The sequence below is a fragment of the Novosphingobium resinovorum genome (assembly GCF_001742225.1).
Taxonomy (GTDB): domain Bacteria; phylum Pseudomonadota; class Alphaproteobacteria; order Sphingomonadales; family Sphingomonadaceae; genus Novosphingobium; species Novosphingobium resinovorum_A.
Map to the genome: position 1 here is coordinate 176,119 of NZ_CP017076.1, position 14,580 is coordinate 190,698.

A 14,580-nucleotide genomic window follows, 5' to 3' on the forward strand; every position below is an offset into this window, starting at 1 on the left:
TGCGAGCGCAGCGAAGCAATCCAGGGCGGTTTACGCGGCCCTGAATTGCTTCGCTGCGCTCGCAATGACGAAGGGGGCCTTACGCCGCCGCCATCTGTCCTTCGGCCACGGGCTTGTCCTCGAACCAGTCGGGCCATCCGGCACGACGGTTCTGTTCGCGTGCCAGTTCGCGCTCGGCGGGAGAGGCCATCTCGTTGTCCCAGCGGCGCAGCGCGGGCATGATGACCTTGTGGTGCCACAAGGGCGGGATCAGCGCCGAGAAGAAGCACACGAACACGCTCGGCATCGGGATCCACTGCCGATCGGGCACCAGTTCGTAGAACGCCGCGAAGCTGTTGGTGTGGTGATCGGCGTGGTTGGTGATCTCGAAGCCCATCACGCGCGAGATCGGCTTCAGATGGTTCCACACATGGCGTCGGTCGATCTGCGTGCCGGGAACCCGGATAAGACCGTAGTGCTGGAAGTAGTTGAAGCTCTCGATCCAGAAGCGCGCGCCGATCATCCCGGCCAGCGCCACGGCATTCGCGCGCCAGCCGCCGATCGCGAACAGGATCGCGTGGAACGCCAGCAGCACCAGCGCCGCGCGGTATACCCGGTGGCCGATCGACCAGCGGCCCTTGCCCATCTTCTCCAGATTGTCGCTTTCCGAGCGCCAGGCTTCCTTCGTGCTCTCCACCACCGCGCGCGGGGTGAAGGCGTAGAGGCTGGTGCCGCGCGGCGCGGTGTCGCCGTCCAGCGTGGTGGCGACGTGGATGTGGTGGCCCACCACGTGCGCGATCTCGCGCGTCGCGTCGAGGTAGCAGACCTGGCAGTACCGGCCGACAAGGCGGCGCAGCTTGCCGCGCTGGTGGTAGAGTTCGTGCGTGGCGGGAACCAGCGGGATCACGCTCAGCCACGCGCACGAGGCGATGACGCCTGCATATTCCCACCCGTTCGCGCCGGGATTGCGTGCGGCCCAGTAAGCGGCGGCAAGGTAGATCACCGGACCCAGCAGCGCGCAGAGCCACACGGGGATCTCGACCAGCCCTTCATGCCGGATGCGGCGGGCGCGAAAGTCGTTGGGCAGCACGCTGTCGACAAGGCCGAACGCGGGCAGGCTGGCGATGCCGACCCAGACCCACGGCCCGCCGACGATGAAGCTGGCGATCACCGCCACCTGCAAAAGCACGCCCAGATAGTAGCGCGAGTAGTCCATGTTCCTCTCCACAGGAATGCTCAATAATTGCGTTATATATATACGCAAAAAATGCGTTATGGCAATCCGTGAAATTGCATCTCGGTCGGCCAAGACATTCCCGCTTGGAATGCGTATGGAAGGCCCATGAAAATGCGTGATCTGGAAGCCCGTACCGGTGTGAACCGCGAAACCATCCGCGTGCTGTTCCGTGCCGGACTGCTCCCCGATCCGCACCGTCCGGCGCGCAACGTGGCCGATTACGGCGAGGAGCACGTCCGCGCGATTCTCGCGGTGCGCAAGCTGCAGCAGGATTCGCGCATGACCCTGCCGCAGATCAAGGCGGCGCTCAGCGGGCAGAACGGGACGAGGCAGATCGGTGCCAATGCGCTCGGCCATCTGGAGGAACTGGTGTCCGGCCGCGTCGGCGTGCGCAAGGGCTACCTGTCGCTGGCGGCGCTCGCGGAACAGAACCCCAAGGCTCCGGGCGATGCCCGCGCGCTGGCGAAGCTGGAGATCATCGAACTGGCCGAGGGCGAGGACGGCCCGATGATCAGCATCACCGATGCCGAGCTGCTCAACATCTGGAGCCGCATGCGCAGCGTCGGCTTCGACGAGGAGCACGGCTTCCCGCCCGACATCCTCGACTACTACGTCAAGGCGTCCGAATTCGTCGCGGCGAACGAGGCGAAGTTGTTCCTCGAACAGGTCGAAGGCCAGATGGGCGAGGATGAGGCGGCGGCGATGCTGGAAGTGGCGCTGCCCTCGATGCTCGATTTTTTCGGCATCCTGCGCCAGCGCGCGTTCCTGCGCATGATCGGCGAACGCACCCGCGACGGCGCCGGGATCAAGGTGAAGAAGCTGCCCCGCGCGCCTCGCGCGAAGGGCTGATCAGCGCCGCGCCAGTCGTTCGGCGATCCATTGCTGCGTCAGGGTTTCCTCCAGCGCATCGGGTTCCGCCCAGAATCGGCGGATCGAGAAGCCCGAGATCATCGCCGCCGCCGAGCGCACCGCCCCTTGCGCTTCCTCCTCGCTCCAGCCTGCGGCGGCGAGGCGGTTTTTCCAGCCTTCATAGACCGGCGTGCGCAGCCCGCTGACGCTGCCGCGCAGGACGGGGTAGAATTCCGCGTCCTTGGCTGCTTCCATGGTCATGCCGATGGCCACCCAGAAGCGGTCGCTGAAGAAGAACCCGTGCAGGTCGTCAAGCAGCGCGCGCAGGACCGCTTCGGGCGATGCATCTGGCGCGAGGTCGCCCACGCCGCTGTCCTGCTCGGCCAGCGCCAGCGCCTGCTCCACGGCGGCGAGGACCAGCGCGTTCTTGTCCGGGAAGTGGTGCATCAGCGCCCCTTGCGAGACGCCCGCCGCCTGCGCCACGTTGCGCATGCGCAGGGCATTGAAGCCGCCTTGCGCGATCGTCTCGTACGCGGCGGCGGCAAGCCGGGCGCGCATCGCTTCGCTGCGTTCGGCCTGAGTGCGGCGTGGTTTCGTTTCGGTCGGCAATCGCGGTCCTTCTCAGCTGGCAAGGATATCGCGATAGGTGTCGCGGATCACCTTCTTGTCGATCTTGCCCGTAGCGGTCAGCGGCACGCTTGCGAAGATCACGCGGTCGGGCATCCACCATTTCGCCACCCGTGCGGCGAGGTGATCGAGCACTTGCGCCTCGGACAGCGCGACGCCTTCGTGCGCCTCGACCAGCAGGATCGGGCGTTCCTCCCACTTGGGATGCGGCACCCCGGCGACGGCGGCGACCTTCACGCCGGGGCAGCCTGCGGCGGTGTTTTCGAGGTCGATCGAACTGATCCACTCGCCGCCGGACTTGATGACGTCCTTGGTGCGGTCGGTGATGCGCATGAAGCCGAAGCGGTCGATCGTGGCGATATCGCCGGTATCGAACCAGCCCTGCGCGTCGCAGGCGCTTTCCTCGCTGCGGTAGTAGTGGTCCAGCACCCATGGTCCGCGCACCATCAGCGCGCCGGAGGTCTCGCCATCGTGGGGGAGGGGTCTGCCTTGCGCGTCGACGATCTCGATCTCGATCCCGAACAGCATGCGCCCCTGCCGCGTCCAGATGCGTTCGCGCGCGTCCTCTTCGCCGAGGTCAGCGAGCGCGGGGGTCGGGGCGGAGACGACGCCCAGCGGGCTCGTCTCGGTCATGCCCCACATCTGGCGCACCGCGACGCCGCGCCGGTCGAAGGCCACCGCCATGTCGCGCGGCACCGCAGAGCCCGCGATGAACACGCGCTCCAGCGCGCCGGTGTCTCCCCCGGTGCGGTCGAGGTGATCGAGGTACATCGTCCAGATCGTCGGCACCCCGCCCGAGAAGGTAACGCCCTCGGTGCGGACCAGTTCGTCGAGCGAGGCACCGTCCATGCGGTCGGCCGGGAGCACGAACTTGACGCCGTTGATCGCGCCGGCGAATGGCAGGCCCCACGCGGTCGCATGGTAGAGCGACTGGCACGGCATCACCACGTCGAAGGCGCTGAACCCCATGCTGCCCGACAGTCCGCCCGCCAGGGCATGCAGCACGGTCGAGCGGTGCGAATAGAGCACGCCCTTGGGATCGCCCGTGGTGCCTGAAGTGTAGCACAGGAATGCCGCAGCATTTTCATCGAAGCTCGGCCAGTCCAGCGCATCTGGGTGCGGGGCGATCAGGTCTTCATAGCTTTCGATGCCCTCGCAGGTCCGGTCGGACAGCACGATCAGGCGTTCGACATGCTCCAGCCGGTCGCGTATGCGCGCAACTGTCGCCGCCATGTTGCGGTCCAGCAGCAGTACGCGGCTGCCCGCGTGATTGATGGTGTAGACCAGATGTTCGTCGGGCAGGCGCGGGTTAGCGGTGTGCAGCACCGCGCCCATGCCGGGGACCGCGAAGAACAGCTCGAAATGCCGGTGCGTGTTCCACGCCAGCGACGTCACCCGGCCCCCCGAGGCGACGCCCATAGCGGCCAGCATCCCCGCCGCCTGCGCGGCGCGGCGCAGGCAGGCGGCATAGTCGTAACGCCACAGCGGCTCGTCCACGTTGCGCGAGACGATCTCGCGCGTGGCGTGCGCGCTGGCGGCGAAGCGCAATATGTCGATGATGGCGAGCGGGCGCGCCTGCATCGAGCCGGGTATGGTCATTGCGGGCCTTTCAGGAAGGGCGTCACCAGCGCCACGAAACGTTCGCGCTTCTCGATCTGCGTCCAGTGGCCGCACTGGCCGAACAGGTGCAGTTCGCTGTTGGGGATGAGCTGGTGGAAGCGCTCCGACACGGCATGCGGGACGATCACGTCCTCGCGGCCATGGACGATCAGCACTTCATGCGGCAGGGCGGCCAGCTTGGCCTCGTCGGTGGCGAGGGCTTCCAGCCGGCGCTGGCGCGGCTCGGGGAACAGGCTGGAGAACGCCTCCTGCGCGCCGGGGCGCACGCTGGCCTCGAAGCGGGACCGCACGATCTCGTCCTTCACCAGCGCGGGGTCGAAAGCGAAAGTGGTCATCAGGTCGCGCATCGCCTCGACCGAGGGTTCGTAGCCCCAGACCTTGCGCAGGCCCTCCGTCACCTCGAAGTGCACGCCCGCCGCGCCCATCAGCACCAGGCGGCCGACCCGCTCGGGGTGCCGCGTCGCCAGCGCCAGCGCCAGCGCGCCGCCATAGCTGTTGCCGATGAAGTGCGCCCGCTCGATGCCCAGCGCGTCCATGAAGCCGGTCAGGTGCGCGATCCAGCGGTCCATGTCGAAGCCGGCGATATCCTCGGGGAAATCGGTGTAGCCGAACCCCAGCGTGTCGGGCGCATAGCAGCGGAAATGCTGCGCCAGATCGGGGATCACGCCGCGCCAGTTGGCATAGGCGGTGACGCCGGGGCCGGAGCCGTGGATCAGGATCAGCGGATCGCCTTCACCCGCCACGATATAGTTGGTGCCGATGCCGCCCACGTCGACGCGCTCGCCGATCTCGGGGTTGATCAAGGTTGCGGAATCCGTGCTCATCATCGTTCTCCCAGAAGGCTTATAGCATGGTGGTGCCGCCGTTGACGCTGATGACCTGTCCGGTCACGAACGCCGCGGCGGGGCTGGCAAGGTGGGCGACCATCGAGGCGACTTCCTCCACAGTGCCGGGGCGGCCCATCGGGATGACCTCGACGACCTTGCGGATGAGATCGGGGTTCACCGCCTCGATCTCGTCGTACTGTTCGGTGCGCACGGCGCAGGGGGCTACGGTGTTGACAGTGATCCCGTCCTGCGCGAATTCGCGTGCAAGGCCGGTCGTCAGGCCATGCACGCCGCCTTTTGCTGCATTGTATGCTGCATGATCGACAAGGCCGTTGCGCACCGAATCCGCGCCGATGTTGACGATGCGCCCGTACCCGGCCTGCTTCATGTGCGGCAGCGCCAGCCAGCACATCCAGAGCGCCGACCACAAGTTGCGGTCCACTGTTTCTCGCAAGGTTTCGGGCGTATGCGAAAGGAACGGCGCGATGATGCCGCCGCCCGCGTTGTTCACCAGAATGTCGATCCGGCCGTGCGTGTCCAGCGCGGTATCGACGAGGGCGCGGGCGACCGCCTCCTGCGCCAGATTGCCACCGCAGCCGATCCCGTCGAGTTCCCCGGCCAGCGCTTCGGCAACATCGAGCGAGAGATCGGCCAGCACGAGCCGCGCGCCGTCCGCCCGCAACCGCTGCGCGATGGCGCGGCCGATCCCGCGCCCCGCGCCGGTGACGATGGCGACTTGTCCGGCCAGCGGTCCGTCAGCCATGACGCGCGAGCACCGGGCTACCCTTGCCAAAGCGCGGGTCGGGGCGGCCACCCCAGGTGTCCATGACTTCGGCCTTGTGCTCCAGTTCGCGGGGGCCCCGCGCGCCCTGTTCCTCGAACAGTTCCATGCCGAAGCTGAACTCGGCGCTGTTGCCGTCCGGGTCGAGGAAATAGAGGAACACGCTGGTCGAGGGCAGGTGGCGGCCCGGCCCGAACACGATCGGTACTTCGGCGCCCTTGAGGCGGTTCATGGCCTGGCCGATATCGTCGATGTCCGTCACCATGAAGTTGACGTGGTGCAGCGTGTTGGCGCCGGTCGGGCTTTGCAGCAGGGCCAGGCTGTGATGCAGGGGATTGGGCCAGCAGCGCAGCCATTCGGCCATGCCCTCCACCCGGTCCGACACCGCGAAGCCGAGCGTCTCGACCCAGAAATTGTGCGCAGCACTCAGGTCATGAACGTTGATGACGACATGGCCCATGCGCACGATCTTGGTGAGCTGCGAGGCGAGCGGTTCGTCCGTCACCGCGAGGCCTGTGAAGAAGTCGATTTCCATGCCGGTGATAGGATCGGTGAAGCGCAGCGAACGGCGCACCTGCATGCGCGCGCATGTTGCCTCGTCGGCCCAGTGGGGCGAGAGATCGAGGGTTTCGGCGATGGCATGGGCGCGGTCGAGATCGGCCTCGCTCTCCACTTCGAAGCCCACGGCGGCGAGGCCCGCCGGGCCTTCGCCCAGCACAATGTCGTAAGGCTTGTCGCCGCAGCGCAGCCATGCCTCGGTATCGTCGCGGCGGGCCAGCGTCAGGCCGACGACGTCGCGGTAGAAGCCGATGCTGCGCTCCAGATCGGGCGCGTGCAGGCGGCAGTAGCCCAGCCGGGCGAAGCGAAGGGGATGGTCCATGGCGTCTCTCCCGCCGGTCAGAGGATGATGCTGATGCGCGCGTGTGGACGCAGCGCTTCCATGTCGAGGACGCACTTCTTGCCCGCGATGCGCAAGGCGCCGTCCCGCTCGACGATCTCGTGGATGTAGTGGCCGACGAAGGCGTCGCTGGTAATGTCCTTGCTGCGGTAGATGATGAACGAGGACCGCGCCCGGATCACCGTGCCGTCGCGGTGGACGCGCACGTTCGAGACGATGTGGCGCACTTTCGATCGCGGGTGCTCGGAATGCGCGCCGATCTTGGACAGGCGCGACACCCGCTCGCGCATGCGCACGGCGTCGTCGATGATGTAGAACAGCGAGGTGTCGGGATCGGCGGTATCGCCGTCCACGTCGCTGGGCGGCACATGATACCAGGCGTCCTCGGTATAGAGCGCCAGCCACTCCTTGAGCCGCCAGCTGTCGAGCAGGTCGGCTTCCTCGAACAGCAGGTCTTCCACGCGCAGGCGCAGCATCAGGGTGTCGTCGATCATCTCAGGCATCGGCCATCACTTTCGCCGCCGTGACCCGGCGGTCCCATTCGCGCCAGAAGCAGCGCATCTGCGCCTCGTCGTCGAACGAGGGGGCGTCGGAGCGGATCATGCCCTTGGAGATGTCGTTGTAGAGCGCGTCGCCGGCGGTGGCGTAGCCCTGCTGGCACTTCTCGATCGCTTCCACGTCGTCGGGCGTCGCGAAGCCGCCGGGACCGAGGAATTCGGTGAAGTTGTAGAGCCGGTACTTGCGCCGCCACTCGCTTTCCTCGCGCGGGGCGAGGGCCCAGGCGTTGATTTCCATGTAGTCGGGCGCGGTGGGAAAATAGGTGCGCACGGTGATCGCCATGATGTCGTTCACCACCAGGTTGGGGAAGATCACCATGTTGCGGTTCTTGCGCGCAATACGGTCGGCGCGCGGGGCGCCCACGCGGCTGACGAGTTCGGCGTAGACTTCGTCGATCTCGGCCTTGCCTTCCTCGCCCCACAGCGGCACCCAACTGGCGATCGGGCGGCCCCAGGGCGCGGAATATTCGACGACGGCGTGGCCGTTGCCAAGGTCGAACGCGTCGCCCGCAAGCGGCGTGGCGGAGAGGGCGCCGTTCGCGCTCTTGAGGTATTCGAGGTAGGTCGAGTGGTTGCAGGCGGCGTGGTAGCCGTCGAAGCTGTTTTCCGAGAGCAGCTTCCAGTTGCCGCGAATGGCGTACTCCTGCGTGCCGCCGACGATCTGCATGCCGCTGGCGGAATGCTCGGAGACCAGCTTGAGGTAGTCGCCCGCGCCCGCGAGGTAGGTCGCCAGATCCTCGCCGTCGCGGGCGAAGCTGATGAAGAAGAAGTCCCCGACGCGCTCCATGCGCGGCACGTGGACCATCTGCTTCTGCGGGTCGGTCTTGAAGCCCTCGGGATAGCCCGAGGAGCCGGGCAGCGTCTTGAGGTGCCCGTCCGAACCGAAAGTCCAGCCGTGGTAGAGGCACATGAACGCCGGCGACTTGCCGCTGCGCTCGCGGCACACCGTGGCGCCGCGATGGGGGCAGGCGTTGAACAGCGCGTGGAATTCGCCGTCGCGGTCGCGGGTGAACAGGATCGGCCTGCGCGCGACCTTGCGCGTCACGAAGCTGCCGGGCGCGGGCAATTCGGATGCGTGGCCGAGGTACAGCCAGCAAGTGTCGAAGATCGCCGCATATTCGCGCTCGAACGTGGCGCGGTCGGTGAAGACCCGGCGCGGCACGAGAAACCTGTTGGACGCCGGATCATCGATGATCCCGGTCGTTATCCTCTCCATGTCGTGTTGACTCCCGTATTGGCCCGGCTACAAGACGAATCAACAAACCGAGCACTTGGTTTGTAAGAAGCGATGGACCCGGGGTCAACACCCGGCAACGCGGGAGAGATCGATGGAGGCGAATGCGCGGCAAGATCTGGTGCGCAAGGCCGCGCGGGCGCTGGGGCGCAGCGGGCTGGCGCATGCCTATGGGCATTGCTCGGCGCGGCTCGATGGAGACAGTTTCCTTGTCTGCGCGGCGATGCCGATGGGGCTGGTTTCGGACGAGCCGGGCGTCGTCGTGCCGATATCGGGGCCTTTGCCGGAAGGCGTGCTGGGCGAAGTGCGCGTGCATCAGGCGATCTATGCGCGGCGCGCCGACGTCGGCGGGATCTGCCGTACGATGCCGCCTGCGCTCATGGCGCTGTCCACGCAAGGGATCGTCCCGGCCGCGCGCCACGGCATCGGTGCATACTTCGCGCCGGGCCCCGCCTTGTGGGACGATCCCCGCCTGCTCCGCGACGATGGTGCGGCGGCGCGCGTCGCCGAGGCGCTGGGCGAGGGGAGTGCCATCGTCCTGCGCGGCAATGGCGTCGTCGTTGCGGGGGAGACGCTGGAGCAGGCGGCGGTGTTGAACTGGTTTCTCGAAGACGCCGCCCGCATCGAGCGCGACGTGCGCATGATGGGCTTCGCCCCCGAAAGCGGCCGTCTGAATGCCGAGGAAGCGGCCGCACGGCAGGTCTGGTCAGGCGGAGTCGTCGAAAGAATGTGGAACTGGCTCATTTCAGTGTAGACCTCGGAAGAGGTCGCCACATTCCCAAAATTCCTTGTTTTTCGAAGACACCTTGTCGGAAATATTTCGTAATTGATAAACAGCTTGACGATTTTGAATCGAGCTTGATAAATGGTCCAACCAAATCCGGGATGCCGCGACAGACGGTGGCCGGGTGGACCTCAAACGGAGGGAGGAAGAGGATGAACTTGAAGTACAGGACGATTCTGCTTGCCGCATGCGCCATGCCGCAAGTTGCGTTTGCTCAGGATCAGGCAGCGCAGGATACTGCGGCGGACCCTTCGCGCGACATCGTCGTCACCGCGCAGCGCCGCGCCGAGCGTCTGCAGGACGTTCCCGCCACGATTTCCGCCCTCGACAGCAAGGCGCTGGTCGCCGCCGGCGTCATGGACATAAGCAACATCGCGCCGCGCGTGCCGGGCTTCTATGCCGGCGGCTTCGGCTCGGCGCGCCCGCAGCTCTACATTCGCGGCATCGGCACGCGCCAGTTCGATCCCGGTTCGGAATCCTCGGTCGGCGTGTTCGTGGATGAGAGCTATCTGGGACGTACCGGCGGCGTGCTCGGCGCGCTGAAGGACATCGAACGGGTCGAGGTGCTGAAGGGGCCGCAGGGCACGCTCTATGGTCGCAACACGATCGCGGGCGCCGTCAATGTCATCACCAAGGGGCCGACCGACGACTTCCAGGCCGAGGCCGAGGCAGGCGTCGGCAACTACGACAGCTACAACCTGTTCGGTGCCGTTTCCGGCCCGATCGCAGGCGATGTCATCAAGGGCCGCATCGCGGCGTGGCGCACCAAGCAGCAGGGCTACATCACCAACCTGACGACCGGCAATCACCCGCAGGGCGTCAACAACTGGGGCGGCCGCCTGCGTCTGGCGATCGAGCCGACCTCGACCATCAAGATCGACCTCATCGGCGAGATCGCGCGCGATACCGGCCGCTCGTTCCAGGGCGAGAGCATCGGCAGCACCACCAATCCCTACGGCATCCTGCTGGGCCGCGCCGGGCTGGTGCCGCAGCTTTCGGACGATCCCTACAAGCAGTACTACACCACCGATCCGCTCTATGATCGCAAGATCGATGCCTTCACCGGCAAGATCAACTGGGCGACGGACGTTGGCGATTTCGTCTCGGTCACGTCCTATCGCAAGATGACCTACACCGACGACCGCGATTTCGATAACACCAGCCTCGACGTGATCCGCCAGATCAGCAACGAGGACTCCAAGCAGTTCTCGCAGGAACTGCGGTTCGTTTCTGCCAATGATGGCGCACTGTCGCTGGGCGGGCTGGTAGACTGGATCGTCGGCGTCTACTTCTACAAGGACAAGAGCTACCACGAGGACTTCTTCCGCTACGGCGCGGACAGCGTTGCGGGGGCCGGATCGGTCGACCAGACCTTCGGCCATTATGACACCAAGAGCATTGCCGGGTTCGGTCAGGCGACCTTCAACATCAGCAACGAACTCAAGTTTACCGCCGGTGCGCGCTATACCGAGGACCGCAAGAAGGCGACGCTGGGCGGCCGCACCACGGACACGCTGCCGCTGGTTCGCGCCGATTTCGATCAGGTGAACCCAACCAAGAAGTTCACCTCGTTCGATCCCAAGTTCGTGCTGGCGTACCAGCCCAACCGCGACCTCAACTTCTACGCCAGCTTCAGCAAGGGCTTCAAGTCGGGCGGCTACCAGTACACTCCGCTGACGGCGGCACAGGCGGCCGAAGTCTTCGATCCCGAGAAGATCAAGGCGTACGAGATCGGCGTGAAGAGCACCTGGCTGAACGGCGCGCTGCAGACTAATGCGGCGGTCTTCCGCTACGACTATTCGAACCTGCAGGTCTCGCGGGTCACGCAGCTGCCGGACGGATCGACGCCGTCGCTCATCACCAACGCGGGCAAGAGCCGGATCAAGGGCGCCGAACTGGATGTGACGATCGAGCCGATCCGCGATTTCCGCGTGGCGGTGGCTTATGCTTATACCGACGCCAAGTACCTCGATTACTCGACCGGAGCGCTGGACTTCTCGGGCACGACGATGGTGCGTGCGCCCAAGCATTCGGTCAACGTCAGCTCGGACTACACCATCCACACCGGCGGCGACAGCGACCTGACGCTGCACGGCGACGTGGCGATGCTCAGCGACTTCTTCCACGAACCGGGACAGGGCGAACTTGCCTATGGCACGACGATCCCGTTCACCTCGGAAGACGGCTATGTGCTGAGCAACGCGCGGGTGACCTTCCGCACCGGCCAGTGGCGCCTCAGCGCATGGGTGCAGAACGCCTTCGACGTGAACTATCGCCGCACGGTGCTGGCGCTGCCGGGGCAGGTCATCAGCATCTACGGCCAGCCGCGCACTTACGGCCTGACGCTGGGCTGGGCGATGTAGCATGGGGGCGGCCCGGCAGGCATGGGGTGGAGACTGTGGCGCAGGGATCGAACCCTCGCGCCCGGTCCCGGCCTGCCGGGCGACCGTCCAACGAACGCGGCACCTGCGAAGCAAGGCGGGCAGTCCCATGACGATGCATGCCGAAGGGAGCGCCGCGGGCGGGCGACGGATATTCGAACGGGTCCGCGACGCCATCCTGGACGAGATAGGCGCCCAGCGCCTCAATCCGGGAGACCGGCTCCCCAGCGAACGCGCCCTGGCCGAAGCCTTCCATGTCGGCCGCCATGCGGTGCGCGAGGCGTTGCGGACGCTGGAAATGTCCGGCGTGCTGCGCTTCGCCAAAGGTGTCAACGGCGGTGCCTTCGTGCGCGAGCGCAGCGGCGAGGGCGTCGGCCAGTCGATCCGTGACATGATCGTGCTGGGCCGCATGCCGCTGGAAGACCTGATGGCGGTGCGCGTCAATCTGCTGATGCAGGCTGCCGAACTGGCCGCGCAGCGCGCCGATGACGAGGATTTTGCCGCGTTCGACGCCAATATCGCCGAAACCGTGCGCTGCCTGGAAATGGGCGATCCGCTGGCGACGATCGATCCGCTGGTGGAGTTCAACCGGGTGCTGGGCCGGGCCTCGCACAATCTCGTGCTGTCGATGCTGATCGATTCCGTCGCCGAGATCGTCGCCGACGTCCTGCGCGTCTACCGCCTGACCAGCGAGATCGAACTGGTCGCCCCGCGGCGCGCCGTCGTCGCCGCGCTGCGGGCGCGCGACGCGGCCGAGGCCGCGCGTATCCTCACGGCGCATTATGCGCAGACCACCCGCTATGTCCTTTCCCGCGTGAACAGCGCAGCGAAGCCGGACGCCTGAGCGAGCCCACGAAGGAGATTTCATGTCGCGCTTTTCCCCCCGCGATCATCTGCGCCACCCCGCCGACGACAGCGGCCGCATGCGGGATTCCCTGTTCTGGCAGACGATCCTGCCCGAGCAGAAGCTCGGTTTTCAGGCCTATCTCTACCTGACCAGCGCCGGGAAGGCGGGCTTCAACGTGGTGCTCTGGGGGGAGGAGAAGCGGCCGCTGCTGCTCGAACTCGTCAATGGCGAGATACCTGCGGGGATGGACCTCGACGCGCTGTCGTTCGAGGGGCTGGAACTGCGCAAGACCGGCTTCGGAGAGCCGGCCAGAGTCAGCTATCGCAGCGAGCGCGTGGAACTGGATTTCACCTTCACCGGCAGCCATCCGCCCTTCAGCTATCATGACAATCCCGATGGGCTGCCCGCATGGTTCGCGCTCAACCGCTACGAGCAGACCGGGCGGATCGAGGGCAGCATCCGCACGGGCGGGCGCATGATCGACCTTTCGGGCATGGCGCACCGCGATCACAGCTGGGGCAACCGAAACTGGGGCGTGCCGCAGCACTGGAAGTGGCTGTGCGCCTATACGCCCGATGGAAGCCGCATGATAAACGGCTGGATCTGGATCGCGCGCGGGGAACTGGGCTGCGGGGGCTATGTTGTGCGCGACGGCGCGCTGACGCCGATCGCCACGATCCGCCAGCACGGCACATACCGCGACGACATGAGCCAGGACACCCTGCGTGCCGAGATCGTCGATACTGCGGGGGAAACCTGCCTGCTCGAACTGCAGCGCTTCGGCCTCGTCAAGCTGCCGACCAAGGACAAGTTCGGCACGCTCATCCAGGAAGCCGCCTGTATCGGGTCGATCGACGGCGCGGCGGCGGCGGGGCAGTACGAGACGCATTGGCAGCAGGCCTACCTCGACCATCTGGTGGAAAGCGGAGCAACCCGTTGAGCTGGAGTTTCGACGCGCCCACGCGCGAGCGCCTGCATGCCTTCCTGCGCGAGCATGACCTTGCCGACGAAGAACCCCGCATCGCGCCGATCGGCGACGGGCACAGCAACCTGACGTTCCGCCTCGACACGGGCGGGCGGTGCATGGTGCTGCGCCGCCCGCCGCCGCCGCCGTTCCCACCGGGCAGCAACGACGTGCTGCGCGAGGCGGGCTTCCTGCGCATCGTCGGCCCGCACGGCGTCCCCGTCCCGGGCGTGCTGGCAACGGCCGAGGCGGGCGCGGTCTTCGACGTGCCGTTCTACATCATGGACATGGTTGACGGCGTGGTCGTCACCGAGACGCTTCCGGCCGCCTTTACCGGCGAGAGTGTCGGCGAGGGCATGGCCGGGCAACTGGTCTCGGCGATGGCGCAGCTTCACGGCATCGACTGGAGCGCCACCCCGCTTGCCGGAAAGGCTAGGCCGGAAGCCTTCAACGCGCGCCACCTGCGGATATTCGCGCGCATGCTGGATGACGGGCGCGAGGAGCCGTCCCCGGCGTTCCGCGAAGTCGCGGCATGGCTGGAGGGCAGGGTGCCCGAGCCTTCCGGCGCGGCGATCATCCACAACGACATGCGCCTCGGCAATGTCATGTGGAGCGGCGAGGGGGTGCCCCGGCTCGTCGCCATCCTCGACTGGGAACTGGCGACCGTCGGCGATCCGCTGCTGGACCTTGCCTATCTCGCCTGCTCGCTCCCGCGCGAAGGGGCGTGCCATACGCCGGTGCAGGATTTGGCAGCCGCGCTGCTGGAAGCCGGTTGCCCCGAGCCGCAAACGGTGATCGCGCGCTACTTTGCGCAGACCGGGGGCGAGGCGATCGATATCCGCTGGTATCAGGCCATGGTGAACTTCAAGCTGGCGGCGCTCTATCGTTATTCGCGCCTCGCGGGGCACGATTCCTACTTCGCCGATCCCACGCACGAGGCGCGCTTCCTTGCCGAAGCGGCGCATTACTGCCGGGATTGATGCGCGGCCGTCCGG

The 14,580-nt window shown here is 66.4% G+C and carries 14 protein-coding genes; 6 read left to right on the forward strand and 8 right to left on the reverse strand.

All coding sequences use genetic code 11. The features are described from left to right. Positions 1-79: 79 nt before the first annotated feature. On the reverse strand, positions 80-1,195 hold the full coding sequence (locus BES08_RS18530) for an alkane 1-monooxygenase (RefSeq protein ID WP_036525228.1): 1,116 nt from the start codon (positions 1,193-1,195) through the stop codon (positions 80-82). Between the two features lie 126 nt (positions 1,196-1,321). Between BES08_RS18530 and BES08_RS18535 the strand changes: the two genes are divergently transcribed. Then, positions 1,322-2,065: a MerR family transcriptional regulator gene (locus tag BES08_RS18535; protein WP_051586788.1), complete on the forward strand. Its 744-nt coding sequence runs from the start codon at positions 1,322-1,324 to the stop codon at positions 2,063-2,065. On the opposite strand, the gene BES08_RS18540 is transcribed toward BES08_RS18535, so the two are convergent. From BES08_RS18540 to BES08_RS18570, 7 genes are read right to left on the reverse strand one after another with little or no spacing between them, the layout of a single operon-like run. After that, the gene (locus BES08_RS18540) at positions 2,066-2,674 is read right to left on the reverse strand and encodes a TetR/AcrR family transcriptional regulator (protein ID WP_051586787.1); all 609 of its coding nucleotides are present in this window, start codon (positions 2,672-2,674) and stop codon (positions 2,066-2,068) included. 12 nt (positions 2,675-2,686) lie between these two features. Then, positions 2,687-4,273, reverse strand: a complete 1,587-nt coding sequence (locus BES08_RS18545; protein ID WP_036525357.1) for a long-chain fatty acid--CoA ligase — start codon at positions 4,271-4,273, stop codon at positions 2,687-2,689. 14 nt (positions 4,274-4,287) lie between these two features. After that, positions 4,288-5,136, reverse strand: coding sequence for an alpha/beta fold hydrolase (locus BES08_RS18550; RefSeq protein ID WP_036525356.1), 849 nt, complete (start codon positions 5,134-5,136; stop codon positions 4,288-4,290). A 19-nt stretch (positions 5,137-5,155) separates the two neighbouring features. After that, on the reverse strand, positions 5,156-5,902 hold the full coding sequence (locus tag BES08_RS18555; protein ID WP_036525227.1) for an SDR family NAD(P)-dependent oxidoreductase: 747 nt from the start codon (positions 5,900-5,902) through the stop codon (positions 5,156-5,158). Beyond that, complete coding sequence (locus BES08_RS18560) at positions 5,895-6,800, reverse strand: VOC family protein (protein WP_036525226.1); 906 nt, start codon at positions 6,798-6,800, stop codon at positions 5,895-5,897. Before BES08_RS18560 ends, BES08_RS18555 begins: the two co-directional genes overlap by 8 nt. 17 nt (positions 6,801-6,817) lie before the next feature. Further along, entirely contained in the window at positions 6,818-7,321 is a 504-nt protein-coding gene (locus tag BES08_RS18565; protein WP_069709350.1) for an aromatic-ring-hydroxylating dioxygenase subunit beta, read from the reverse strand. Then, complete coding sequence (locus tag BES08_RS18570) at positions 7,314-8,591, reverse strand: aromatic ring-hydroxylating oxygenase subunit alpha (protein ID WP_036525224.1); 1,278 nt, start codon at positions 8,589-8,591, stop codon at positions 7,314-7,316. The genes BES08_RS18565 and BES08_RS18570 overlap by 8 nt, the downstream gene beginning before the upstream one ends. Positions 8,592-8,703: 112 nt before the next feature. Here BES08_RS18570 and BES08_RS18575 point away from each other — a divergent pair, with 112 nt between their 5' ends. From BES08_RS18575 to BES08_RS18595, 5 genes are all read left to right on the forward strand, one after another. Continuing rightward, on the forward strand, positions 8,704-9,363 hold the full coding sequence (locus BES08_RS18575; protein WP_036525223.1) for a class II aldolase/adducin family protein: 660 nt from the start codon (positions 8,704-8,706) through the stop codon (positions 9,361-9,363). A 182-nt stretch (positions 9,364-9,545) separates the two neighbouring features. Continuing rightward, positions 9,546-11,756, forward strand: a complete 2,211-nt coding sequence (locus BES08_RS18580; RefSeq protein WP_162177374.1) for a TonB-dependent receptor — start codon at positions 9,546-9,548, stop codon at positions 11,754-11,756. A gap of 127 nt (positions 11,757-11,883) precedes the next feature. After that, on the forward strand, positions 11,884-12,618 hold the full coding sequence (locus BES08_RS18585; RefSeq protein ID WP_162177373.1) for a FadR/GntR family transcriptional regulator: 735 nt from the start codon (positions 11,884-11,886) through the stop codon (positions 12,616-12,618). A gap of 22 nt (positions 12,619-12,640) precedes the next feature. Continuing rightward, positions 12,641-13,561 carry a DUF7064 domain-containing protein gene (locus BES08_RS33695; RefSeq protein WP_036525222.1) on the forward strand — a complete coding sequence of 307 codons (921 nt, stop codon included), beginning with the start codon at positions 12,641-12,643 and terminating at the stop codon, positions 13,559-13,561. Beyond that, positions 13,558-14,565 (forward strand): phosphotransferase family protein, encoded by a 1,008-nt coding sequence (locus BES08_RS18595; protein WP_036525220.1) that lies wholly within the window; start codon positions 13,558-13,560, stop codon positions 14,563-14,565. Before BES08_RS33695 ends, BES08_RS18595 begins: the two co-directional genes overlap by 4 nt. Positions 14,566-14,580: the final 15 nt, after the last annotated feature.